The organism is Sporolactobacillus sp. THM19-2, assembly GCF_004153195.1.
Classification (GTDB): domain Bacteria; phylum Bacillota; class Bacilli; order Bacillales; family Sporolactobacillaceae; genus Sporolactobacillus.
The window spans coordinates 38,763-64,288 of sequence record NZ_SEMC01000011.1 but is presented as its reverse complement, the minus strand read 5'-3'; the positions used below and the strand labels follow the sequence as shown (position 1 = coordinate 64,288).

Sequence of the window (25,526 nt, the reverse complement as noted above, 5' to 3'; positions counted from 1 at the left end):
ATTCCTTTTACTGCAGCGATTGCTCAATCTGTGTTAATAACGCTGACTGCTCCTCAGAGACTTTCTTCGGTACCATTAACTGAAGATGTTGACGAAGATTAACGATTTCTCCGGGAAGATCACCGCCGTATTCCCCGTCAATGTTCAGCTGCATCTTTTCATTTGTTTCAATTTTGATCCGGCTCGCCTGAGCGTAGATCACTTTTGGATCTTTCATATGTTCACCGCGCGAAGCAAGTGAAGCCAGGCGGATAAATTCAGCCAGATTAACCGCTTTTAAAATGATCAGGTCAAACAGACCATCATTCAGCCGGGCATCCGGTGCAAGCCGTTCGAAACCACCGACGGAATTTGTATTGGATACAAGAAAAAGCATGATATCCCCGGAGAAGGTCTCCTGATCATAGTGAATCGTACAGTTTGTCGGGCGAAGTGAAGGCAACATTTCAATGCCCTTGATATAATAGGCCAGCTGACCGAGCATCGTCTTCAGTTTGCTCGGAACGTCGTAGCTGAGTTCCGTCAATTTTCCGGCACCGGCAATATTGATGAAATAGCGGTCATTCACTTTTCCGATATCAACGGGCATTTCGTAACCTGCACACAGCACGTCGCAGGCTTTGACTATATCGCGCGGGATATTTACTGCCCGGGCGAAATCATTGGTCGTACCCATCGGAAGAACACCCAGCCTTGGCCTGTATTCATTCTCAGCAAGTCCGTTAATGACTTCATTAATCGTCCCGTCTCCACCTGCTGCAATCACCAGATCGAACTTCCTTTTCACTGCCAGATGTGCACCACGGGTTGCATCACCCTTACCTTTTGTTGCATACGCTGATGCTTCATAGCCTGCGCCTTCCAGTCTGTCCAGTATATAGGCGATGCTCTTTTTCGCCATCTCTCGCCCGGAAGTTGGATTATATATCAATCTTGCCTTCTTCATGCTTTATCACCCAATCACTCTCTGTATAGCAAGTACCGTCGGACACGCCCGGGGGGATCCTCCGTTATCTTTATCTGAATAAAAGCTAACTACGATAATTATATTTGAATCCTTTTTTAAAAGCAAAGCATCAATGACAACTGTCCGAGCCCGTAAATTCAGATGGCACGAAAAAAAAGAGGAGGTGATCCTTCTCAAACCCTTACAAAAGAAAGGGAATCCCCCCATTATGGTAAAAAAACAGACGGAGTGAAACACAGACCCCCTGCTCTCTCTTCTTATTTATTTTCGGCATTTTTTTCAGATCAGCTGATCAACGGTCTCCAGCCTGTTTTATTATCTGCTGAAATAACAGGTAGCCCCCCGGCAGAAAAGGGGAGAACAAACAGAGAAAGAAGCAGAACGATACCGGTCGAAGTGAAGCCAGAGTGAGCCTTCAGTACAGAAGCCGGCTGACCGGAGCTATTCCGTCCTGATGACAGATCATCCATAGTTTATTTCATCTTTCGGCACCCTAAATTTAAAAGGAATCCGGCAGAAAACGACCAAATCCCTGTTTTTTCACTTCTGATCGTCATATGATAATGATTTCCGAAACAACGGAACAGCCGTCTTCTCGTTTTTTCGATACTGCTCTCTATCGCCTGTTCTGTTTTCTGAATACTTCTGTAAGTGTTTCATTAATAGCCTATCGAAATCCTTCTGATCCCCGGTTTATTGATGATACTCAGTCCCACCGGCCTGATTGCCTTCGTTTTCGTCCTGAAGGGAAGAGTTATAGGTATTTTTTATTAGAAACCGCTTACATTTATCTGCTTTAATCATCCGCTCTTTAAGTGAAGAGCTGACCTGCAGGTTGTTTCGTACCGGCTGGTCAGTCATGATAACCGGCGATTCGGCCTCCCGCAGCAAGTGAAAGGTCTCGCGGGCAATCACCAGCTCTTCATCAGTCGGAATCACCAGAACGGCCGGTTCCGATGCCTCTGACTGGATCATTGGCCCGTTCTGTTCATTTTTTTCCAAATCAAGATAAATATGCAGCCCTTTCAGCTTATCGCAAACCTTTTTGCGTAAAAAAGGAGAATGTTCTCCGATACCGGCCGTAAACACAAGCGCATCCAGTTTTCCAAGTTCTGATTTGTAGCGTTCAATAAATGAACAGATTCTCCGGGTGAACATCTCGATGGCCAGAATGGACCGTTTGTCACCTTTATTTGCGTATGCAAGGACGTCTCGAAAATCGTTAGAGACACCTGACACGCCCATGATCCCTGATTTCCGGTTAATCACCTCTTCTGTCTCATCGACTGTCAAATGCAATTTCCGCTGCAAATAGGTCAGGATGGTCGGATCAATATCTCCTGATCGCGTCCCCATCATCAGTCCCGCGGTCGGTGTAAATCCCATCGATGTGTCGATGGATTTCCCCCGGTCGATACAGCAAATACTTGAACCGTTACCGAGATGACAGGTAATGATTTTCAGTTCGGTGATCTTTCTCCCCAGAATTTTTGCTGCTTCTTGGGCAACATATTCGTGGCTGGTCCCGTGAAAGCCGTATTTTCTGATTTTATATTTTTCATAATACTCGTACGGGATCGGATACATATAGTTTTCTGCCGGCATCGTCTGATGGAACGACGTATCAAATACCGCAACCTGAATGGCCTGCGGCAGCGCCTCGGAAAAGAGCCTGATTCCTGCTGCATTCACCGGATTGTGCATCGGCGCGAGATCGCTCAGCCTGTCAATCGTCTGCAGCACATACTGGTCGACCCGAACCGGATGTTTGAAGATTTCGCCTCCGTGTGCGATCCGGTGCCCGACACCCCTGATTTCATCGAGTGAATGCACAACATGGAGATTAAGCAAAAGATTCAGTAAATGATCTACTGCCTTCTCATGAGAAGTGACAGCGAGCGCTCCACTTGCCCTGAAGTTTTTAAAGTTCATCCTGAACGCCGCATTTGGGTTCCCCAGGCGCTCATAGGCTCCACTGAGGATCAGATGTTCAGAAGGCATGTCAAAGAGTTTGTATTTCAGCGAAGAACTTCCTGAATTAATCGCCAACAGTTTGTCACTCATTCTTTTATCCCTTTCCTGATTTGGCTTTTTCTAACCGTCACCGTCCGGAATCGTCTGATTTTCTGCTTTTCGCCCTTCTTATCTCCTGTTATGTTATTTTACGGTTGGTCGGGGCATCTGCACACCACATTGCAAAGAATTTCGATACGAACGTTCAGTTATCCTGCCGGCCCCGCCCTTTTTATTTTTCCGGTCCGTTCTTTTGTTAATTGATCTCCTTGTCCTGATAGCCCGTTTGTCCTGTCATAAAGCCTTTTTCTCGTTATTAAGGCCCCGTTTCCGTAAAACAGAATTTTTTTCGACATGCGCCTGTTATCCTGATTATGACCGGTTACAACAGAAAGAAAGAGCCCAGGAAGGTGCAGCAGAACCCGCAGACTCGTGGACCCCTTATCGAAAAAGAATAATAGAGCGGTAAATGGAATGAGGCTTTAATCAATGGAGATTCTGGGGCGCACAGGACGCCTTATTTTTAGCCTGCGCGCCCCCCACGGATTGTCGTTGAACCCCATCGAGCGTTCGCGAGCCCGGGCCTGTTCGTTTGCCCTCTTGACTCTGAGGGGCACTGCCCGTTCATGCGATAAATAAAATTTTAACTGTGCTATACGTCATCAGCCTGCAGAACGATTTAAAGATCCTGCCGGGTCTATTCTATTTTTCAGATTTTTTGTCTATGATAGAATATGTAATCAGTAAAAAAGATGACAGCAGAAGGAAGGGAACTGCTATTCGCAGGGGACAAAAGGGACCGCTTATATTTAATCTTATCGTTTTTCTGCTGATTACGGTCGGCATTATCTGGCTGAGCTGGCTGTACGGACCTGCATTGACCAGCCTGGCCGCAAACCCCGGCAAGCTGGAGAGGTTCCTGAATTCATTCGGCGGGATCAGCATTTTGATATTTATCGGGTTACAGATGATTCAGGTAATTATCGCGGTTGTTCCCGGCGAACTTCTGGAAATTGCCGGCGGCTACATATACGGCACTCTCGCCGGATCTCTTTTTTCCATCATCGGTATCGCACTCGGTTCTGCCGTGAACTTCTTCCTTGGCAGACTGTTTGGCATGTCCCTGCTGCAGCTGTTCATCTCTAAAGAAAAGCTTATAAAAATGAGTATCCTGCTGAATGGACAAAAATTGAAATTAGCTATACTGATTCTCTTTTTACTGCCCGGGATCCCGAAAGACATTCTCTGTTATGTCGGCGGACTCCTGCCCGTCAGGCCGCTTTATTTTCTGAGCGTCTCCGCTGCAGCCAGGATTCCCGCGCTTCTTATCAGCTGTTATGTCGGTGCAAACTTGCGCAAGGAAAATTTTCTGCTTGCGGCCATCGTCACAGGTTCGTCAATCATTATTATCGTTCTTGCTTTTCTCCTGAAAAAGCGGATCACGGCACTTTTGCACCGGCACCATCGGTCAGAGGAAAAAGACAAATATCCTGATCTTCCACGGGCTATTCACCGAAAATGATCCAAGAGGGTATCTCAAAAGTCAGATTTATGACAATGAGATACCCTCTCTTTACTCTTTAAATGTGGCTCTGTTTATCTGTCTGTTATTTTCGCCAGGTGTTTGACTTTCGGCGGGCGCACCTTTATCCTTCAAGCCTTCACGTCCGTCCCCTCGCTTGCGCGGCCAAAAATGAGTGCTTCTTAAGATAAAAAAGGAGCAGGACACCGAAAAACCTCAGTTTTTCGGTGTCCTGCTCTTTGTGTCCTTCTTTAAAGCTTTTCAATTTCTCCAAGAATGATCTTATTGACCATCTTCGGATTGGCTTTACCACGGGACTGTTTCATCACCTGACCGACGAGAAAGCCGAGTGCGCGATCCTTGCCGTTTTTATAATCAATCATGGATTGTTGATTGGCTGCGAGGATCGGGTCAATCAGTTCATGAAGCGCCTTTTCATCAGAAATCTGAACAAGCCCTTTGGCTTTAACGATTTCTTCCGGATCGCCGCCTTTTGTAATCAACGTTTTAAAAACTTTCTTGGCAATCTTGCTTGAGATTGTCCCTTTCTCAATCAGTTTAACCAGTTTGGCCAGATCTTCCGGCTTCATCGGCACCTGATCGATCGTGATATATTTACTGTTCAGATAAGCCGAAACGTCACCCATCAGCCAGTTGGCGACAAGTTTCGGATCAGCGCCTTCATCGATTGCACGCTCGAAGAAGTCAGACATCGTTTTCGCCTGAGTCAGAACCATCGCATCGTATTCAGGAAGCCCAAGTTCCTCAATATAGCGTTTCCGACGGGCATCCGGCAGCTCAGGGATCTCATCCTGAATCCGTTTGATCCATGCATCATCAATTTTCAGCTTGATAATGTCCGGTTCCGGGAAGTAGCGGTAATCGTCCGAGCCTTCCTTGCCACGCATCAGCGTCGTTGTCTTCGTGGCATCGTTGTAACGGCGGGTTTCCTGTTCCACTTTGCCGCCGGAAAGCAGGATTTTCTCCTGACGCCGTTCCTCATAGGAGAGTCCTTTTTCTACAAAGGCAAAGGAGTTGATGTTCTTCAGCTCCGTTTTCGTGCCGAACGTGGTCTGACCGTATGGACGGATGGAGAGGTTGGCATCACAGCGCAGCGATCCTTCCTCCATCTTCACATCGGAGACACCAATATACTGCATAATCGCCTTCAGCTGATCAAGATAAGCATAAGCTTCCTGCGGCGAACGCATATCTGCTTCAGATACAATCTCGATCAGCGGTGTACCGACACGGTTGAAATCGACAAGCGAACCGGAGCCGTCTTCCAGGTGGCTCAGTTTCCCGGCGTCTTCCTCCAGATGGAGGCGGTGCACGCCGATCTTTTTCGGCTTTCCATCGACTTCAATTTCGATATAGCCGTTTCTGCCGATCGGCTGGTCGAATTGGGAAATCTGATAGGCCTTCGGGTTGTCCGGATAGAAGTAATTCTTCCGATCGAATTTGGTCTCGCGGGAGATGTCGCAGTTTAAGGCGAGTGCCGCTTTAATAGCATAGTCTACGGCCTCTCTGTTCAGAATCGGCAGGACACCGGGGTGTCCCAGACAGATCGGACAGGTATGTGTATTCGGCGGTGCGCCAAATTCATTGGCACAGCCGCAAAAGGCTTTCGTTTTTGTTTTCAGTTCAACATGGACTTCGAGGCCAATTATCGTTTCAAAATTGCTGCTCATCAGTCATTCGCCCCTTTGAATGCCGGCTCCAGTTTAAACCCGGCAGTCTGTTCATAAGCATGTGCCGCGCGGTAAAGTGTTTTTTCACCAAACGGCCGGGCGATCATCTGCAATCCGACAGGCAGTCCGTCCGCAAGTCCGCACGGAAGACTGATCGCCGGTACGCCGGCAAGATTGACAGGTATCGTCAGAATATCATTGGCGTACATGGTCAGCGGATCATCAATAATCTCACCAATTTTGAAAGCCGTCGTCGGTGTCGTCGGGCCGACGATGATATCGTGATCTTCGAGAACTTTTTCAAAATCCTGTTTGATCAGCGTACGTACCTGCTGTGCTTTTTTATAATACGCGTCGTAATAGCCGGAACTTAAAGCAAAGGTCCCAAGCATGATCCGGCGTTTTACTTCGTCACCGAATCCTTCACTTCTCGACTTTTTATACATCTCGATCAGATCATCGGAATCCGCACGTACCCCGTAGCGGACCCCGTCAAAACGGGCGAGGTTCGCCGAGGCTTCCGATGACGCAATCAGGTAATAAGCCGGCACCGCATATTTGGTATGCGGCAGCGAAACTTCTTCACAGACCGCGCCAAGCGCTTCAAGCTGACGGACGGCCGCCTTAATTTTGTCCTTGACCGGCTCGCTGACGCCTTCGCCCAGATATTCTTTTGGGACTGCCACGCGCAGGCCTTTAATGTCACCCGTCAGCGCATCTGCATAATGCGGCACCGGGATATTCGCACTCGTCGAATCCCACGGATCGAGTCCGGATATGGCCTCGAGCAAGTAGGCGTTGTCTTCAACGGTCCGGGTAATCGGTCCGATCTGGTCAAGAGAGGAGGCAAAGGCCACCAGTCCGTAACGGGAAACGCGGCCATAGGTCGGTTTCATCCCGACAACACCGCAGAAGGCCGATGGCTGGCGGATGGATCCGCCTGTGTCGGATCCAAGAGAGAAGAGGACTTCCCCGGCTGCGACGGAGGCTGCGGAACCCCCGCTTGATCCACCGGGAACCCGCTCAAGATCCCATGGATTATGTGTGATCGCCATGCCTGAATTTTCTGTTGAGGACCCCATCGCGAACTCGTCCATATTCAGCTTGCCGGCCACGATCCCTTTCTGATCAGAGATCTTTTTAACCACTGTGGCATCGTAGATGGGATCATAGTTTTCAAGAATATGGCTCGCACACGTGGTTTTCAGCCCTTTGGTCACGATATTATCCTTGAGGCCGATCGGCATGCCGAAAAGCAGCGTATCGGAAGGAGTCCCTCCCTCATCTATCTTTCCTGCTGCCTTTCTGGCTGCTTCTTCGTTTAAAGTCAGAAAAGCTTTGATTTTATCATCGACTTCATTAATGCGTGAGAATGCTTCATCAACGAGATCGGATGCCTTAATTTCCTTTTTATGTATCTTTTCTTTAAGAGACACAAGGCCTTCTTCAAAAAGTGGCATCTTCCGTTTTCCTCCTTCTGTATCGCTCAGTCTGCTTCCATAATCTGCGGTACTTTAATCTGTCCGTCTTCCTGGACAGGGGCGTTCTTGAGCGCTTCCTCTCTAGGCAGAGACGGAACAACGACATCGTCACGCATCACATTATGCATATCGAGAACGTGCGTTGTTGGTTCAACACCCTCGGTATCGAGTTCATTCAGCTGTTCAGCAAAACCGATAATATCATCGAGCTGTGTCGTAAACGTGCTGATTTCCTCTTCATTAAAAGAAAGCCGTGCCAGGTTAGCGACATATTTCACTTGTTCTTCAGAAATCCGGCTCATAAAATCACCTCCGTCAAAAAGTTAACCCGGGGGCGCGTCCAGCGTTCCGCGGGCCCCCGACAATGCCTCTATCATACCAAATTAAAGGGTTATGATGCAATGACAGCGCCGATCAATCCGCCGCCTGTTTTTGTGACCTGCAGAACCTTTTATCATCAATCCGGTGGAAGAAACCCCCACTGATTGAAGTTTCACTTTATCTCGCATTAACGGGCCGTAAGACCTCCACTGATAATAGTTTCACTTTATGAGAACATCATCGCGATCCTGATGACGCGCGGGGTCAGTTATTATAAACAGAGACGTAGGCATCATCCATGTCCGGTGTCCTTTCGATCAGTGCTTCCTGCACATCGCCTGTTGTCAGATAAATGTGTACACTGACCGTGCGGGGAAAACGGAAACGCGTGTTGAGCACGGAGGCAATATAGTTGGTAAAGCCGATGATTTCCGTCTTGTCCCGGAACTTATCCAGATTGACGGTCAACGTAAGATCCTGAAGCTTTTTATCTCGATAAAAACCTTTACCGATCACATCTACATAATCCGGATAATAACTCTTGATGTCATCTACAAAGACGTTAAACTTGTCCAGGTCGGCCTTATATTTTGATGAAGCCTGACTGGAAGGAAACAGGACGTGGTCCTCATTTACATTGGTCCATTTATTAATGGATGAGGACCCCTGCGGAATTTCAGTATGGGCAAAGAAGTCTCCGGAAACAAGTGAATCCGGGGCCGCCGTCATATAAAGTGCGAGAAAAATCGGTACCTTTTCCAGACCTTCGACACTACGGATGCGCTGAATAATCTGCGGCGCATGGGCTTTTCCCCACGCCTGCACGTCGGAGGCTTTCAAAGGGACATTGACATTATGAATCATCTTCTTATTGTCCATAATTTTATCGGCATAGACCGAATTAAGCGAAATGGCGATAGATACCCCGCTGAGTGTATATTTCCCACCGGACCCCTTTTTCAGATAATCCTGTTCCAGAACATAGTTGATCATTTTCGGACTGTTCCTGGACTGCTCTACTTTGTTTTTTCCCTTTCCGAGCGCCGGATTGAGACCTGGCAGAGGTTTGATCTTTTTTCCCTGATCATTCAGTTTCCGGGGTTCCTGACCGCGCCGGTAAAGTATACCGTTAATATCGTCTTCTTTCAGATACTGCCCGCTTTGAAAGACGTAATTATCCGGACTGAAAACGTCTTTTGACATCTGCATTAAACCCGTTTCCAGCTGGTCGCTGTCCGCCTGATTCTTAGCTCCGTACTGGATATAACCACGTACCCGGTCATTGCCGAGCGGGCGAAGTGAGGTATATTCTTTATCGCTTGCTCCCGGAACGAGCTGAGCGGTCTTCGTTTTTCCGTTTTTCTGATCAACCACTTTACTTTGATCACTGCCGCCAAATCCGCAGCCGGCTACGACCAGCTGTATGCTGATCAGGACGGATAAGACAGCTGCTGCTTTTTTGCCTTTCATCCGGATACCTCCTCAGTCTATCTGAGCGTTTCAAGAAAACGCCCCTCGTCCCATATTTCTATATTCAAATCTCTTGCTTTCTTCAATTTTGATCCCGCGGCTTCACCTGCAATCACAAGATCTGTCGACGCGCTGACGCTGCCGGTCACATTGCCTCCGCGGCTTTCAATTTCCTTCTTCGCCTGGGAGCGGGTCAGTTGTTCCAGTTTTCCTGTCAGGACCACAGTCTTTCCATTAAAAGGTGAATCGGCGTTTGCGATGGTTTCCGGATCGGGGCCAAGATAGTTCATATTGAGTCCGTGGGCCTTCAGTTCGGCAATCAGCGACTGGAATTCAGGCTTGGAAAAATAGGTGACCAGGGAATCTGCCATTTTATCACCAATTTCATCCACCGCCGTCAGTTCTTCTACGCTTGCACGGGAAAGGTCATCCATTGTCCTGAATGCCATGGCAAGAATCCGGGCAGCCTTTGCACCGATGAACCGGATACCGAGCCCGAAGAGCAGCCGCTCGAGTGAGTTCTGTTTGGAGCGCTCGATCGCATGTAGCAGATTGGTGACTGATTTATCCCCCATTCTTTCCATTGAAATCAGATCATTGTAAGTCAGGCTGTAAAGATCCGCCACATCGTGGATCAGATGCTTTTCAAAAAGCTGTGTGATTACTTTTTCACCGAGTCCGTCAATATTCATCGCATTTCGGGAGACAAAGTGAATCAGACCCTCCCGGATCAGCGCCGGGCATTTCGGATTGATGCAGCGCAGGGCGACCTCCTCATCCAGTCTGACGAGTTCACTGCCGCATTCCGGACAATGTGTCGGCATCGAAAACGGTTTTTCATTTCCGGACCGCTGTTCAGTCAGAACATTGACCACTTCAGGGATAATGTCACCGGCTTTGCGGATCACCACCCGGTCACCGATCCGCAGATCTTTCTCCCGGATCAAGTCTTCGTTATGCAGAGAGGCTCTTTTGACCGTCGTTCCGGCCACCTGTACCGGAGTCAGTACGGCAGTCGGTGTGACGGCGCCGGTTCTTCCGACGCTGACTTCAATATCTTCCAGCGTCGATACGACTTCCTCAGCCGGAAATTTATAAGCAATCATCCAGCGTGGCGATTTGACTGTATGCCCGAGCTGCGCCTGCTGAGCCATGGAATCGACTTTGACGACGATCCCGTCGATCCCGTACGGCAGCGCATCGCGTTTTTCCGTATAAGCATCAATATAGTCGAAAACTTCCTGCATCGTGGCGCAGCGACGCGACTCCGGATTGACAGGGAGTCCGTACGATTTGATGGCTTCGAGCAGTCCGTAGTGTGTGGTGATCTTCTCACGATCGAAGGTACCGGCACTGTACAGAAAAATGGAGAGGCGCCGCCGCGCGGTAATCTTCGGATCCAGCTGACGGAGTGAACCGGCTGCGGCGTTGCGCGGATTGGCGAAAAGCGGTTCTCCGTTTTTTCTGCGGTCTTCGTTGAGTTTTTCGAAAGACCGTTTTGGCATGTAACACTCTCCGCGCACCTCGATATTCAGCGGTTCCGGAAGAGTCAGCGGCAGGGCGCGTACAGTCCGCAGATTATTGGTAATGTCTTCTCCGGTTGTTCCATCTCCGCGCGTGGCTCCAAGAACAAACTGTCCTTTTTCATAAGTCAGAGATATGGCGAGTCCGTCAATTTTCAATTCACAGACATAGGTCACATCATTTCCGACCGTCTGACGGACCCGGCGGTCAAAATCGAGTAATTCCTCCTTACTGAATACATCGCCGAGACTGAGCATCGGAATCTCATGGGTCACCTTGGAAAAGGCTTTGAGCGGCCGGCCGCCAACACGCTGAGTCGGCGAGTCCGGTGTAATCCACTCAGGATGTGCCTTCTCAATGGCAATCAGCTCCTGCATCAGCCGGTCATATTCACTGTCCGGAACACTCGGATTATCTTCCACATAATATTCGTAGCTGTATTGGTCAAGCAGTGCCCGCAGGCTGCGGAGACGCTCTGATAATTGCTCTGCCATGTTCGTTTCTCCTTTAACTAACAGAAGATGATTCATATTTTTTCAATCGGCGCGAATGAAGCAAGGAGACGCTTCAGACCGGTGGGATTCGGAAAGACGATGTCAAGTTCGATACTGTCGCCGCTCCCCCTGGTGCTGACGACGGTTCCCTTCCCCCATTTCTTATGCATCACCTTATCACCGGCCTGCCAGTGTTTCTCGCCGCCGGACTGTTTCTTCAGCATGGGGACAGGCTGGCGGTAAACCGGCGCCGTCTGCCTGCTGTAAGGGGTATTGCTCCTTTTGCTCCAGGGGAACGGGCCCGCCTGCGGGCGATGTTCCGGTTCCTGAACGTCAAGCAGTTCCTCAGGAATTTCCCGGATGAAGCGGGATTCGGCGTTGGTGACCGTCTGACCGAAAAGCATGCGGATCTGGGCGGATGTCAGGAACAGGCGCTTTTTTGCCCGGGTAATCCCGACATAGGCAAGCCGCCGCTCTTCCTCCATCTCTTCCTGATCATCCAGCGCACGGGCATGGGGGAAAATCCCTTCTTCCATGCCAATCAGGAAAACAACAGGGAACTCAAGGCCCTTAGCCGAGTGCAGCGTCATCAGTGTCACGGCATCAGAAGGCGCCTCCGGATCTTCTTCATCATGATCGGTGTCGAGGGCAAGTTCAGTCAGGAAGGTGATCAGCGATTTATCCTCATGAGATGATTCAAATTCTTTGGTCACGGACAGGAATTCATCAAGGTTTTCCAGGCGGCTTTGAGATTCAATCGTCCGTTCGGATTTCAGCGCTTCACGATAGCCGGATTTATCCAGCACTTCATCAACCAGGTCGGTAATCGACAGAAACTCCTGCATCTTCGACCAGTTCACGATCATTTCAGAAAAGCTTTCCATTTTATGTGCCGTTCGCGCGGCAATGCCTGTCTGGGAGACTTCACCAATCGCTTTCATCAGCGAGAGATCTCCGGCCAGTGCATAGTCTGCCAGTTTATCCATGGAAGAAGCCCCGATTCCGCGCTTCGGTTCATTGATCACACGGGCCAGACTGATATCATCATCCGGATTGGCAATCAGTTTCAGATAGGCAAGAATATCTTTAATTTCCTTACGATCGTAGAATTTAATACTGCCAACCATCCGGTAAGGGATATTTGATTTGACAAGCGTCTCTTCAATAACACGGGACTGGGCATTCGTGCGGTACAGAACGGCAAGATCCGAATAACGGTACCCGTCTTTGGCCAGGTCGCGCATCTTTCCGGCCACATAATAGGCTTCATCGTGTTCCGTTCCGGCCCGGTAATAAGCAATTTTCTTTCCATCCGCGTTCTCCGTCCAGAGATTCTTCGGCTTACGGTTTTGGTTGTTTTCAATGACATGATTCGCCGCTTCAAGAATTTTCTTTGTTGAGCGGTAGTTCTGTTCGAGTTTAATCACCGTTGCATCGGGATAGTCTTCCTCAAAGGAAAGAATGTTATGAATATCCGCTCCGCGCCAGCCATATATCGACTGATCGGAATCACCGACAACGCACAGATTCTTAAACCGGTCGGCCAGCATATGGACGAGCAGATACTGAGCGCGGTTGGTATCCTGATATTCATCGACATGGATATATTGAAATTTATTTTGATAGTAACTCAGCGATTCAGGCACTCTTTGAAAAAGATGTACGGTTGTCATGATCAGATCATCAAAGTCGAGCGACTGATTCTGCAGCAGGCGCTTTTCGTATGCTTTATAGACATCGCGGACCACCTCGTCAAACGGACCGGAGGCTGTCTTTGCAAAATCCGCTGCCGTTTTCAGCTCATTTTTCGCTCCGCTGATTCGTCCGAGAATGCTTCGCGGCGTGAATTTTTTCGGATCAAGGTTCTGCTCTTTGAGAATATGCTTGACCACGGACTGCTGATCTGTTCCGTCGAGAATCGAAAAATTCCGGCTGATGCCGATTCTGTCACTGTCTCTTCTGAGTATACGTACGCACATCGAGTGAAATGTGGACACCCAGGCATCGTCCGCCAGCGGACCAACGAGTTCCGCCAGACGTTCCCGCATTTCTTTTGCCGCCTTGTTGGTAAATGTGATGGCGAGCAGATTCCAGGGAGCGACATCCCGCTCAAGCATCAGCCAGGCCATGCGATGCGTCAGGACGCGCGTCTTTCCGCTCCCCGCGCCGGCCATAATCAAAAGTGGACCTTCATGATGCCTGACCGCCTTCAGCTGCTCCGGATTCAGTCCTTCAAGCAGTTCCTGTGACATTTTTTCCAAAAAACCACATCCTAATATATAAGTCTCTCAATGATTTTTATCGTTTAGCCGTTTGAGGGTCATCTGATAACCGTCATTACCAAAATTTATGCAGCGTTTGACACGGGAAATGGTCGCTGTGCTGGCGCCGGTATCCTCTTCAATGCGATGATAGGTCAGACCGGCCATCAGCATTCGCGCCACTTCCAGCCGCTGTGAAAGCGACTGAATCTCGCCCATGGTGCATAAATCATCGAAAAAACGGTAACATTCCTCACGGTCTTTTAAGGTCAGAATAGCATCAAACAGCTGATTCAGTGTTTTACCTCTCAATTTATCGATCTGCACATTGTCCATTCCTTTCAGGTTCACTAAATATTCAGTGAGAATGATTCATCTTCACTGCTCACTTATTCGGGCTCCATGAGGCTTCTGCGCATGACATCATACAGCCCCTTGGGTGTCAGCCGGATATAGGGCAGATGGGTGGAAGACAGGAACAGCAGGCTGAAATATGGATTGCCGGCTCCGTAGCCAAAGCGGCGCAGTACCTGCTCAAACTGCCCCGCATCATGCATGAGCCGCTCCATTGGCTCCTCGGACATGCATCCGAGAAGCGGCAGACTGAGTTCCGCAAGCACCCTTCCGCCCCCGGCAATGACCAGGCCGCCTCCAATCTCCTTCAGCCTTCTGAAAGCTGTGATCATATCGCTTTTATTTCTGCCCATCAGCAACAGGTCTCCTGTAGCCGTGAAACTGCCGGCAAAGCCGGACAGGCGCGCCGCAAAGCCGCGCAGATACGTATTGCGGATCCAGGTGCCCTTTTTATCTAAAAGTGTCAGGTACAATACAGAGTCCGGGAGCTGTTTTCCAGGCTCCAGTTCAAAGGATCTTGTGATCACATCATTAACCATGTCGATGCCGGTCCGCGTCGATGCCTGAAGGCTGTCTGTATCAGGCGATGCCGTAATCTCCAGCGGCGTAAGATCTTCAGCGAGGTCATATCCGGAGAAGGCGTCTGCAACCATTTTGTTGTGGCGCCGCACCCAGCGTCCCTTGGCAAGTACCGAAACCGGTCGCGGATCGAGTGAATCATTCAGAAAATTGATATTTGCGATCCGTCCCGGCGCAATATGCCCGATCCGGTCGCCAAGATGATAGTGAGAAGCGATATTGGCGGAAACCATCATATAGGCGTCTGTGGGCGTGATGCCCGCTTCAAGTGCAATCTGAATCAGCTGATCGCACACGCCTTTCTTTAAAAAGCCGGGGGTTGCCCCGTCAAGGGTCATCGTTACATGATCAAAAGATCTCACGCCTTTTTTTAACAACGTGCGAAGAATCTCCGGTAAATCCGGGCGGATCGGTGAATAACGCAGCGAGACCATATAGCCCAGCTTCAGACGCGCCAGCGCTTCATCTCCGGTCATCGCTTCGTGGTCACCATCGGCCCCGAACAGTTTCAGCCGGGTCAGTGTCCGCTCGGAAGCCCCGGGCAGATGGGACTCAATCGGCTTTCTTAAATGCTTGGTCGCACGCATCCACGAGAGCATCTGATCATCACCATGAACGACACGCGGCCAGCCTGTCAGTTCTCCGCCCTGCACCACGCGCGGGTGGTGCAGCCAGCGGTAAATACGCTCATCAGTAAAAGGAGAGTGATAAACCTCCGATTGAGGATCATACCGGCACCACCAGTAGAAAGTCTCCGGCAGCCGTTCCAGTTTTTCGATAATCTGAAAGGCCTTTTCATCTGTGAGACTTCTGACCAGAAGCGCATTGTCACAGATTAATGCGGTCGTACCCAGCGGGGCGGCATATTGTGCCAGTGTCTGCGGGTTATACAGCTGCCCGGGGTGGACATGCGGTTCAATATACCCGGGCACAAGTGTCAGTCCTGAACAATCAATAATCTCTGTCGACTCCGTTTTCACCGGCATGTTATTGCCGACGTAGACGATCCGGTCCCGGTCTGTCCAAATATTCGCTTTGATCCAGGTTTTCAGATACGTATTCAGATAAACTGCAGACTGCAGGACTAAGGTCGGCGCTACTGTACCACTGAGGATGGCCGACTGCCTGCGCATGTCACCTATTGTCCAATACCCGTTCCGATCCATACTGCACTCCCTCTGAACGATTGTCGCACACTAATCCGTAAAAGCATTTCATTTATCATTTTACATCAAATAAAAGATCATTGGAAACCGCGCCTTTTGCGATATTGATTTTTTTATCACGCCAATCTGAGCGGCGCAGCTTTTCCAGATGGTCAAAGGTTTGCCTTCTGATTCGGTGGGATTTTTTCAACGGTTAACCCAATCAACCCATCTTGCAGGGGCTTTCATCTCGCTTACTTGTCATAAGAGGTTTTGTCCTGAGAGCAAAAAGTAAAATAAGCGGAGATTTTCCGGTCAGGGGCAGAACGGCACGCCTTTCGGGAGGGATATAAGCGGAATTTTTCCGCTTATGCCAGGCAACAAGCGCCATTTTCCCATTCCTCCAGTCAATAGACGGAATCTCTCCGTCTATTCTAGCTGTTTTTAAATTGAATGACTTAAGTAACCGGAAGTTTTCCGTCTATTCATCTGATCATGCGCTTAACTCGATCCCCCAACCGATAAGGGCGGACTCCCTCTGTATTTTTCAGCAAACCCGAAACGCCAGGAACAGAGTTATTATATAATGAACACAGACGACAAAGATTTTTCTGATCCCGCCTTAAGACATGGAGCTGACTCATGATGCATATACTATGGGATTTTGATGGTACACTTTTTAACACCTATCCGATCTATCAGAAGTTGATGAAGGAGGTCCTGCCCGACCGGTCTGAACAAGAAATTCTCGCCCATATTAAAATTTCATTCACCCACGCCTTCAGCTATTTCCACATGACGGTGTCACAGATCCGAGCGTTCCGTGACCTCATGCACCAGGTCCCCGCGAAAGCAGTCCAGCCTTTCGATGGCCTGGAAAATGTCCTGTCCTCTGCCGAAAAGCATGTCATCATGACACACAACAACCGACATGATGTGCTCCAGGTACTGAAATATCATCAGCTTGATTCATATTTCAATGATATCGTCGCCTATGAGGACGGATTTCCTAAAAAACCGGACCCCGCTTCCTATGTTTATCTCGACAGAAAATACGGCATCGATCTCGTGATCGGTGACCGGTTGCTTGACATTATTCCCGGGCGAAAAATTGGAAGCAGGACCTGTCTCTTCCAGAACAGACAACCCGGAGCAGATTTTTATCTGGAGGATTACCGGAACTTTTTTAATGTTGTTCCGTTGCATTAATGGATTTGATTGGCCGCATCCGGCCCTTTCATCTGCCCGTTGCCAGAGGCAGAATCAGTAATTTTCTTTAACGGTTAAAGCCCGTTCACCCGTTGCTTGATTTTCCTGTGGCGCTCGTATCATTACAAAAATATAAAAGCGCCGCTACAGTAAAAAAGCGCAGCGGCGCTCTATTATCATACAGATGATTATTCCGCAACCGCATCCCCGTGATCGGTCAGGGTCTGATCAATGTGGTCCCTGATCAGTTTCGCTGAAGCATTGAATGATTTGGTCTCTCTTTCGTTCAGGTGAAAATGAAGGATTTCTTCCACACCGTTTCCACCAAGCACAATCGGAACACCGATAGAGACATGATGCTGCCCGTACTCCCCTTCCAGAATAACCGAAGCAGGCGTAATCGTATGGGCCTGATTCAAAATTGTTTTAGCAAAGAAAGCGAGCTGGTTGCCGATACCAAACTGTGTATTGCCTTTGCGCTTATGAATCTCCCAGCCAAAGTGACGGGCGGCGTCTTCAATCTTATCACGGTCAAGTTTCCCAAACCTGGCCCTGTTCTCAGCCTCATAATCGTCGATGGACTGCCCGCCAATCCGGACGTGCGACCAGGCGGCAAACTGTGAGTCTCCGTGTTCGCCCAGCATGTAGGCACTGATGCTGCGCGGGTCGATGTCGCCGACTGCTTTGGAGATCTGCCTGCGCAGCCTCATACTGTCAAGTGCCGTGCCGGTTCCGATCACATGGTTCTTGGGCAGTCCGGACAGATGATAGAATAAATAGGTAATAATATCGCACGGATTGGTTGCGATGACATAAAAACCGTTGAATCCGGCCTGACGAAGTTTCGGCACGATATCATAGGCAATAGCCGAGGTGCCTTTCAGAAGTTTAAGCCGCGAACTGGTCGCGATCAGCGACCTGTCTGTTACAGTAACCAGAATAACATCACATGGCACCAGACCCTCAAGGGGCACTTCATAAACACGCGTACGCGAAGGATTAGTTTCAATGCTGTCCGCAAAGTCCCACGCTTCACCTTTAGCCCGCTCACTGTCAATATCAGAAATGTAAAGTTCGTCCCCCACATTTTCATGAAGAATAGCTGTAGCTGCCGCTTTCCCTACATTTCCAATTCCGACTATACCGATTTTTCTGACTGTATGACTCATGAGTAACCCTCTCCTTTTTCTGATCGTCTATCCTTTTTTTCTGTGTTGTGTGACGTTATTTTACACCTTGCGTTATCTGGTATCAAGACGCCTCCGGGTAAAGAAAAAAACAGAGCCGGATTTCTCATGCTCTGCTTTGAAAAAAAAAACCGCTGTTTTATTAAAATGTTCCGCCAGTCAGACAGATTCTGATGAATCCATCGACATCCGCAAGCAGCTCTGCCTGCCGTTCAGGCTGACGAAAAGCCGGATCCATCATTTTTTTGAAACACTTCTTTTTACTTTCCGGATCGTGCAGGCGTTGCCTGATTTTGCGGCGTGCCTGGAACAGAAACTCAAGCCAGGTTTCCGTATCTTCAGGAAGCTGATCAGAAAGGCTGTCGCGGATTTGCCGCGCAAGACCGGGACTCGCCCCGCCTGTTGAAACAGAAAGGGTGAGCCGGCCTCGACGCAGAACCGCCGGCAGGATAAAGTCCCCCTGTTCATAATCATCGGCGATATGTACCAGCTGATTCGGCCCTGCCTGTCCGGCGATCTCAGTATTCAGTTCCGCATCATCCGTTGCTGCAAAAGTCAGGAAAGCACCTCTGGCATCGCCTTCCTGCCACGCTCTCCGTAACCATTTGATCTGCCCGGCAGCCGCCCATTTTTCAAGCTGTGCTGATCCTGCCGGACTGATCACCGTCACAAATGCGCCCCCGCTCAGGAGCGCCTGTATTTTTCGGACAGCCGCCCGTCCGCCTCCGGCAACAACCGCTTTTCTCCCTTTCATGTCAAGCATAATGGGGAGGTACATCCTGCAGCGACTCCCTGATGCGTTTTTTCATTAACTGAATCAGAGCCGGATGATAACCGAGCGGACGGCACAGAACAAACGCTGCCCCGGCTTCATTCTTTTCGCGAACAGATCTGCTGATCGTTTTCATCAGCACACCGGTAAACAGCAGGTAGGGGATGACAAATGTCTGTCCCCGTTTTTCCCGAACCACCCGCTCAAGACCCTCCTGAAAAGAGGGCGATGCGGCTGCCATATAGCAGACAATGACGGACGGGATGCCTTTATTCAGCAGCAGTCGGCGGATTGCGGCAAAATCACGTTTTGTATCCGGATCACTTGATCCACGGCCGACCAGCAGGATTGAGGAGCGTTCCGGAAGATCCTGCTGTTTTTCATGCAGACGCTCCATTAACAGATGGATGATGATATCATCCACCCCGAACGGACGGCCACAGATAAAATGCACATGGGGGTACTTCTTCCTGGCCTTATCAATTTCCCCGGGAATATCCCGCTTCGCGTGTCCCGCCGTCAGGAGCAGCAGCGGCTGAACAAGAAGTGTACGCACTCCGGCTGCCACACATCGACGGATCCCCTCCTGAATATTAGGCCGAACCAGTTCAAGATAACAGACTTTTTGAATCGGTACATGAACCTGCAGCATGCATTTCTGTAAAAAACGGTTGGCTTGATGGAGTCCTTCTTTGACCCGGGTTCCGTGGCTGACATAAAGCACGCCCAGCATCTCAGTAAGCCTCCCTTGCCGTATTGACCGAGGGACGGACGGCCTCAAACCATTTTAATGTCTCCCTGAGCCGAACCACTTCGCCGACAATGATCATGGCCGGATTCAGCAGGTGCCGTCTTCCTGCTTCCTCAGATGCCTCTTTCAATGACGTGGTGATCGTCCGCTGATGATCGGTCGTGCCCCATTCAATCAGTGCGACCGGCGTTGCGGGCTGACGGCCGTGTGCCATCAGCTCCGCAGTGATATGGGCGAGGCTGCTGACGCCCATATAAATCGCCAGCGTATCCACACTTGTCGCCAGTTTCGACCAGTCAACCGTCTCTTTCCCATCTTTTTTCGCATGACCGGTCACAAATGCGATCGAACTGGAATAATCACGGTGAGTGACCGGGATACCGGCATAAGCCGGCGCGGCAATCCCTGCTGTGACGCCGGGAACAATTTCAAACGGGATACCTGCTTTGGCAAGAAAGGCCGCCTCCTCACCGCCACGACCAAAAACAAACGGATCACCACCCTTCAGGCGTACCACTCTTTTTTTCTTTCTGGCCTGATTCACAAGCAGATGATTAATCGCTTCCTGTTTCAGCGGATGCGCGTGCGGCAGTTTCCCGCAGTAAATCCGTTCCGCCGACGGCCTGGCTTCATCAAGCAGTTCCTCGTTCACCAGCCGGTCATAGAGGATCACATCTGCAGATCGAATCAGATGCAGCCCTTTCACGGTGATCAGTTCCGGATCACCCGGACCGGCACCGACAAGATAGACTTTGCCCATCAGCTATGCCCCCTTCATTCAAATGATTTTCTCTTATGCAGAACAAATCCGGCGCCGTTTTTCAGAATTCTTTTCTTTTCCACGAGTGCAATATCATCCACACGGATTTTTTTCAGAAAGGTTCGATCCAGCTCCCGGTCAACAATCCTGAATGCCGAGTCTTCATTTTCCGCAACAGCGACCACCGGGATTTCCTGCTCTTCGGAGGTGACGATAAAACGATATAATTCCATAGTTTTTTCACCCGGCTTCCTCTGAATGGTCCCCCATAATTTTATTGAGCAGATGCTGAAGAAAATCGGTTCCCACGCGGTTTTTAAAAGAGAAAAACGACTCGCCTTTTCCCTTATGCTCCTTAAAATAGACCAGAAAATCCTTCAGTACAGCGGGAAGCAGATAATCGGGTATCCGCCCTTTAAGCCGTTCATTAAAATGACCCGTCCCTTTCAGCGACCCGCCGACAAACAGTTCATAAGCATCGACCAGCTGTTTATCCTTCGTGCGCAGTTTGAGTCCCTGGATACCGATATCGGCAATCTGTCGCTGGCCGCAGGAATTCGTGCAGCCAACCATGTTTATACGCACCGGTACATCGATATCAATTTCTCTGTCCAGAAATTGAGCGATTTCCCGCATCCGGTCTTTTGTATTGGTCAGGGCAAGGTTACAGAACTCATTCCCCGTGCAGGCCACAGCATAGCCCATAAAGTGGGAGGGATGAATCGGAAACTTTTTGAAAAGATCATCGGCAAGCAATTGATCCGTTTTTTCATTCGGTATATTAGGCAGAATCAGATTCTGAGAGTTGGCTGTACGCAGTTCGCCTGTTCCATATGCTCCGGCCAGGCGGGCAAAGCTTCGGAAATCATTTGCTGAAAGGCGACCGACCGGCACGCTGACGCCGACATAACTCAGGCCGTTCTGTTTCTGAGGATGCACGCCGTAAAAATATCCGGCATTCCATCCTTTGGTCTCGTCATGGCCGGCCGGGGTCAGGGGTCCGGTTAACTCCAGAACTTTCTCCTCAAATTTCTTAATCCCCCAGTCGGCGATCAGATACTTAAGCCGGGCCCGGGCGCGGCTTTTCCGATAGCCAAAGTCTCGGTAAAGCCTGGTTACGGCATCAGCTACTTTGATCACCTCATCTGCCGTATGGATAAAGACATTCAGCTTCTTAGCAAGATAGGGTCTGGCAGCAAGCCCGCCCCCGACCAGGACATGGAAACCGCTGACTTTTTTGCCGTCGATCACTTTAGTGGCCGGCATGAAGGCAAGGTCGTTGATCTGAGCCTGACCGACATTATATACATTCGAATTAATGGATATCTTGTACTTACGCGGGAGATTGGAAAAATCGGGATTATCCTGAAAGTAGTGGAAAACCCGGTCAACAATCGGACGCGTGTCAAAAAGTTCATCCGGATCAATGCCGGCGAGCGGGTTTCCAACAATATTACGCGGCGCGTCGCCTTCCGCCTCACTTGTCGTCAGCCCGACTGCCTTCAGCCGGTCAAAGATTTCCGGAAGGTGCTCAAGCGGGATCCAGTGGTACTGGATGGCCTGGCGGGTGGTCAGATCCAGAAAGCCGCGCCCGAATTCATCACCAATGTCTGCCAGAACGATCGCCTGCTCGCTCCTCAGAACCCCGGACGGCACCTTCACACGCATCATAAAAAGCCCTTTATCCTGCGGTTTCTGTACAGTCAGTCCCGCAAATTTAAAATACATATATTGATCCCTGGGAATTGATTCAAACCCGTTTTTTGCATATTTTGGAATATCGTCAAAGATCGACAGGCCGTCTTTTTTCAGCTTATTGATTTCATTTTTATTCAGTCTTTCATTCTGAGCCCAGACTTTTTCATAAGCCATTTTCGCAGGTTCCTCCTTTGCAACAGATCACGTGCCGGGTTACGCACCGATGATTTTGTTCTTTTCTAATAACGCAATCACACGGGCCGTGCTTTGATCGAGTGTCTCTTCTGAGGTATCGACAACCAGTTCCGGGGCCGGCGGTTCTTCGTAGGGGGAACTGATACCGGTAAAAGCTTCAATTTCCCCGTCACGTGCTTTTCGGTACAGTCCCTTGGGATCACGTGCTTCACAGACGTCAAGCGGACACTTGACATAAATTTCAAAAAATTCATCTTCGGATACTTTTTCGCGGGCGGCCCTGCGCTCGGAGGTAAACGGTGAGATAAAGGCAGTCAGAACAACGGCATTACTGTCGACAAAGAGGGCCGCAACTTCACTGATTCTGCGAATGTTCTCCTTCCGGTCAGCATCAGTAAATCCGAGATCATGGTTCAGTCCGGACCGGATGTTGTCGCCATCCAGCAGATACGTCCGAATCCCCTTCTTAAACAGCTCAGCTTCGACACGATTGGCGAGCGTAGATTTGCCGGAGCCGGAAAGTCCGGTGAACCAGACCACTGCGCCACGATGTCCGCTCCTTGCTTCTCTGTCCGCCCGGGTCACCGTCGTTTTATGCCAGACAATATTCTCTGAACCTGCCATATGCCATACACGCTCCTTATTTAGCCTGGCCGGCTTTTTCTTTCAGTCCGTCGATCAGCACCTGCACGACTTGCGGCCGGCTGAATGTTTCCGGCGGCCGGATGCCGTCGCGCAGCATCGCTCTGACTTTCGTTCCGGACAAAGCCACATGATAGGAAGCATCGTGCGGGCAGGTTTTATTCGATGCCATACTGCCGCATTTCGTGCAGTAATAACTGTTTTCAAAGAACAGCGTCTGAATGTCCAGCTCCTCACGTGTAAAATGAGAAAAAATTTTCTGTGCATCATAAGGACCATAGTAATCTTTGACACCCGCATGATCCCTGCCGACGATAAAGTGGGTACATCCGAAGTTCTTACGGCAGATCGCGTGAAACACCGCTTCACGCGGACCGGCATAGCGCATGGCGGCCGGAAAGACGGCAAGTGCCGTCCGTTCTTTAACATAATAGTTGTCTATCAGAACATGGTAGCTGCGCAGACGGATATCGGCCGGAATATCATCCTTCTTCGTCTCCCCTACCAGCGGATTGATGAAAAGGCCGTCCACCGTCTCAAGGGCAGTCTTCTGAATATATTCATGTGCCCGGTGAATCGGGTTCCGGGTCTGGAAACCGACGATCGTCTTCCACCCTTTCTGATCAAACAGCCGGCGTGTTTCCACGGGATCGAGAAAGTCCGCGGCGAAGGCCTGCGGGCGCGGTGAACGTCTCAGAAGCCGGACCGGGCCGGAAAGATAAACCGCTCCCCGATCGAACAACCGCTTTACGCCCGGATGCTCGCGGTCGGTTGTTCCATACACTTTCCGGGCTTCATTTTCCTTATCCGGGCGAAATTTACCGGTGACCGCAAGTGTCCCATAGACCACGCCCTGATAGACCAGACGGGCTCTGTCTCCCGCCGACACCTGAGCGGCTGCCTCCTCACTGACCGGCAGGGTGACCGGAATGGTCCAGGCAAGACCCCTTTTCAGTCTCATTTTCTCGACCACAGATTCATAGTTTTCCTGATCGAGAAATCCGGTCAGTGGACTGTATGTGCCATTCGCAATCAGTTCGAGGTCGCTCAAAGCAACGCGATCTATTGGAATGATCTGATCATAACCTGCAGCCGTCTGACCGAAGCTCTGGCGGTTGATCAGGATACCGCCGTGCGGTTTACTTGTCATAGAAAAGCCTCCCATACGCTATTTCATTGTTGATACCTTGCAGCCATGTTTCGCATCTTCTTCTCATTTATTCAGATGGAGACCGCACTCCGTTTTATCAAAAGCACTCCATCTTCCTGCCCGCTGAGATTCACCAGGCTTTACCGCACGCGTACAGAACGTGCAGCCGATGCTGGGGTAATTCTGATCGTGGAGGGGATTATAAGGCAGCTGACGGCTGTGCACGTAATCCCAGACGTCGTCCCAGGTCCAGTAGATCAGCGGACAGATTTTAACGGAATGAAATTTTTCATCCCTGTTGACATAGGCAACCGAACGTCTTGTCGGAGACTGCTCATGTCTGAGTCCGGAAATCCAGGCATCATAGGCTCCGATCCTTGCGGCAAGCGGCTGAATTTTCCGTATATTGCAGCAAAGATCCGGACGTCTCGCCCAAAGCGCGTCTCCGTATTTTTCTGCCTGCTGCTGCGGCGTGAGCGCCGGCTTCAGCCGGATGATATGCAACTTCGGGTACCGGTTTTCCACACGACGGATCAGCTCATAGGTTTCTTTGAAGTGAAAATCGGTATCGAGGAAGATGACTGAAGCCTCTTTTTTTACTGAATAAATCAAGTCGATCAGGACGATGCCCTCAACCCCGAAGCTGCAGGAATAAACGACTTTACCGCCATAAGAACGATACGCCCACTCCAGGACCTCCCGGGCACCTTTAGATGTCGACTGCGGATTAAAATCCGGCAGCTGCACGTCTTTCCAGGTGCTGTATGTTGGAATTTTCGTTGTCCTCACCTCTTCTCTTAATCAAATAGCATGAAAAGCTCAGGAAAAGAAATCGCGATTGAGCTGAATGTACTGGCGCTCTCCGTCCGGGACTTCGTCTTCCGGATAAATAGCTTCAACCGGACAGACCGCTTCACAGGCCCCGCAATCAATACAGTCATCCGGATTGATATAAAACATCTCATCTCCTTCAAAGATACAATCCACCGGGCAGGTCTCCACACATTCTCCCGCTTTTTCACCTTTACAGGCCGATGTGATCACAAAAGCCACTTCAGTCACCTCCTCTAAAGATCAATGAAAAAAAGCTTTTTCCATCCAGAAAGTCAGGAAAAAGCTTCGCGTCACGATTCCTATCTTTCAAAATGGTCTGCCATTTTGCTGGAATTAGCACCTTACAGAGAAATACATGCTGTGCAGGTTGCCGGATGTCATCGGGCCAGTCCCTCAATCACTCTGGATAGTTATTGAATTGGCTTTCATTTTAAAGGGGATGCATCGAATTGTCAATTAATCATCCTGTTTTAGTAAGAATTAATTTTTTTCTTGCATTATTCCAA

At 49.7% G+C, this 25,526-nt stretch carries 22 protein-coding genes and 1 riboswitch; of the genes, 2 read left to right on the top strand and 20 right to left on the bottom strand.

What is annotated here, in order from left to right:
- Positions 1-7: 7 nt before the first annotated feature.
- Entirely contained in the window at positions 8-946 is a 939-nt protein-coding gene (locus tag EWH91_RS09445) for a diacylglycerol kinase (protein WP_129929800.1), read from the bottom strand.
- A 714-nt stretch (positions 947-1,660) separates the two neighbouring features.
- Positions 1,661-3,031, bottom strand: a complete 1,371-nt coding sequence (locus EWH91_RS09440; RefSeq protein WP_129929799.1) for an acetate/propionate family kinase — start codon at positions 3,029-3,031, stop codon at positions 1,661-1,663.
- A 673-nt stretch (positions 3,032-3,704) separates the two neighbouring features.
- Between EWH91_RS09440 and EWH91_RS09435 the strand changes: the two genes are divergently transcribed.
- Entirely contained in the window at positions 3,705-4,502 is a 798-nt protein-coding gene (locus tag EWH91_RS09435; protein ID WP_129929798.1) for a TVP38/TMEM64 family protein, read from the top strand.
- Between the two features lie 251 nt (positions 4,503-4,753).
- Here the strand turns inward: EWH91_RS09435 and gatB are convergent, their stop codons facing one another.
- The 8 genes from gatB to EWH91_RS09395 all read right to left on the bottom strand — a co-directional run bounded on the left by gatB (position 4,754) and on the right by EWH91_RS09395 (position 15,843).
- A complete protein-coding gene (gene gatB, locus EWH91_RS09430) occupies positions 4,754-6,193 on the bottom strand; it encodes an Asp-tRNA(Asn)/Glu-tRNA(Gln) amidotransferase subunit GatB (RefSeq protein ID WP_129929797.1) in 1,440 nt (479 codons plus the stop codon).
- Positions 6,193-7,653, bottom strand: coding sequence for an Asp-tRNA(Asn)/Glu-tRNA(Gln) amidotransferase subunit GatA (gatA, locus tag EWH91_RS09425; RefSeq protein ID WP_129929796.1), 1,461 nt, complete (start codon positions 7,651-7,653; stop codon positions 6,193-6,195). The genes gatB and gatA overlap by 1 nt, the downstream gene beginning before the upstream one ends.
- 26 nt (positions 7,654-7,679) lie before the next feature.
- Positions 7,680-7,976 carry an Asp-tRNA(Asn)/Glu-tRNA(Gln) amidotransferase subunit GatC gene (gene gatC / locus EWH91_RS09420; protein WP_129929795.1) on the bottom strand — a complete coding sequence of 99 codons (297 nt, stop codon included), beginning with the start codon at positions 7,974-7,976 and terminating at the stop codon, positions 7,680-7,682.
- Positions 7,977-8,259: 283 nt separating this feature from the next.
- Complete coding sequence (locus EWH91_RS09415; RefSeq protein ID WP_129929794.1) at positions 8,260-9,465, bottom strand: CamS family sex pheromone protein; 1,206 nt, start codon at positions 9,463-9,465, stop codon at positions 8,260-8,262.
- A 17-nt stretch (positions 9,466-9,482) separates the two neighbouring features.
- Positions 9,483-11,483 carry an NAD-dependent DNA ligase LigA gene (gene ligA, locus EWH91_RS09410; RefSeq protein WP_129929793.1) on the bottom strand — a complete coding sequence of 667 codons (2,001 nt, stop codon included), beginning with the start codon at positions 11,481-11,483 and terminating at the stop codon, positions 9,483-9,485.
- 32 nt (positions 11,484-11,515) lie between these two features.
- Positions 11,516-13,744: a DNA helicase PcrA gene (gene pcrA / locus EWH91_RS09405; RefSeq protein WP_129929792.1), complete on the bottom strand. Its 2,229-nt coding sequence runs from the start codon at positions 13,742-13,744 to the stop codon at positions 11,516-11,518.
- Between the two features lie 27 nt (positions 13,745-13,771).
- On the bottom strand, positions 13,772-14,071 hold the full coding sequence (locus tag EWH91_RS09400) for a YerC/YecD family TrpR-related protein (RefSeq protein WP_129929808.1): 300 nt from the start codon (positions 14,069-14,071) through the stop codon (positions 13,772-13,774).
- A 62-nt stretch (positions 14,072-14,133) separates the two neighbouring features.
- On the bottom strand, positions 14,134-15,843 hold the full coding sequence (locus EWH91_RS09395) for an adenine deaminase C-terminal domain-containing protein (RefSeq protein ID WP_129929791.1): 1,710 nt from the start codon (positions 15,841-15,843) through the stop codon (positions 14,134-14,136).
- 621 nt (positions 15,844-16,464) lie between these two features.
- On the opposite strand from EWH91_RS09395, the gene EWH91_RS09390 reads away from it, so the two are divergent.
- Positions 16,465-17,031: an HAD-IA family hydrolase gene (locus EWH91_RS09390; RefSeq protein WP_240697316.1), complete on the top strand. Its 567-nt coding sequence runs from the start codon at positions 16,465-16,467 to the stop codon at positions 17,029-17,031.
- A gap of 188 nt (positions 17,032-17,219) precedes the next feature.
- On the opposite strand, the gene EWH91_RS09385 is transcribed toward EWH91_RS09390, so the two are convergent.
- The 10 genes from EWH91_RS09385 to EWH91_RS09340 form a co-directional block, all read right to left on the bottom strand.
- The gene (locus tag EWH91_RS09385; RefSeq protein ID WP_129929790.1) at positions 17,220-18,200 is read right to left on the bottom strand and encodes an L-lactate dehydrogenase; all 981 of its coding nucleotides are present in this window, start codon (positions 18,198-18,200) and stop codon (positions 17,220-17,222) included.
- A 160-nt stretch (positions 18,201-18,360) separates the two neighbouring features.
- Positions 18,361-18,981: a precorrin-2 dehydrogenase/sirohydrochlorin ferrochelatase family protein gene (locus tag EWH91_RS09380; protein ID WP_165364293.1), complete on the bottom strand. Its 621-nt coding sequence runs from the start codon at positions 18,979-18,981 to the stop codon at positions 18,361-18,363.
- Positions 18,974-19,723 (bottom strand): sirohydrochlorin chelatase, encoded by a 750-nt coding sequence (locus tag EWH91_RS09375; protein WP_129929788.1) that lies wholly within the window; start codon positions 19,721-19,723, stop codon positions 18,974-18,976. The genes EWH91_RS09380 and EWH91_RS09375 overlap by 8 nt, the downstream gene beginning before the upstream one ends.
- 1 nt (position 19,724) lies before the next feature.
- On the bottom strand, positions 19,725-20,501 hold the full coding sequence (gene cobA, locus EWH91_RS09370) for a uroporphyrinogen-III C-methyltransferase (RefSeq protein ID WP_129929787.1): 777 nt from the start codon (positions 20,499-20,501) through the stop codon (positions 19,725-19,727).
- Positions 20,502-20,515: 14 nt separating this feature from the next.
- On the bottom strand, positions 20,516-20,734 hold the full coding sequence (locus EWH91_RS09365) for a DUF3906 family protein (RefSeq protein WP_129929786.1): 219 nt from the start codon (positions 20,732-20,734) through the stop codon (positions 20,516-20,518).
- A gap of 7 nt (positions 20,735-20,741) precedes the next feature.
- The gene (locus tag EWH91_RS09360) at positions 20,742-22,373 is read right to left on the bottom strand and encodes a nitrite/sulfite reductase (RefSeq protein ID WP_129929785.1); all 1,632 of its coding nucleotides are present in this window, start codon (positions 22,371-22,373) and stop codon (positions 20,742-20,744) included.
- Between the two features lie 39 nt (positions 22,374-22,412).
- Positions 22,413-23,018 (bottom strand): adenylyl-sulfate kinase, encoded by a 606-nt coding sequence (gene cysC, locus EWH91_RS09355; RefSeq protein WP_129929784.1) that lies wholly within the window; start codon positions 23,016-23,018, stop codon positions 22,413-22,415.
- Positions 23,019-23,034: 16 nt separating this feature from the next.
- Positions 23,035-24,186: a sulfate adenylyltransferase gene (gene sat, locus EWH91_RS09350; RefSeq protein ID WP_129929783.1), complete on the bottom strand. Its 1,152-nt coding sequence runs from the start codon at positions 24,184-24,186 to the stop codon at positions 23,035-23,037.
- A gap of 63 nt (positions 24,187-24,249) precedes the next feature.
- A complete protein-coding gene (locus EWH91_RS09345) occupies positions 24,250-24,975 on the bottom strand; it encodes a phosphoadenylyl-sulfate reductase (RefSeq protein WP_129929782.1) in 726 nt (241 codons plus the stop codon).
- Between the two features lie 30 nt (positions 24,976-25,005).
- Positions 25,006-25,239, bottom strand: coding sequence for a 4Fe-4S dicluster domain-containing protein (locus EWH91_RS09340; protein ID WP_129929781.1), 234 nt, complete (start codon positions 25,237-25,239; stop codon positions 25,006-25,008).
- Between the two features lie 77 nt (positions 25,240-25,316).
- Positions 25,317-25,433, bottom strand: a riboswitch (SAM riboswitch).
- Positions 25,434-25,526: the final 93 nt, after the last annotated feature.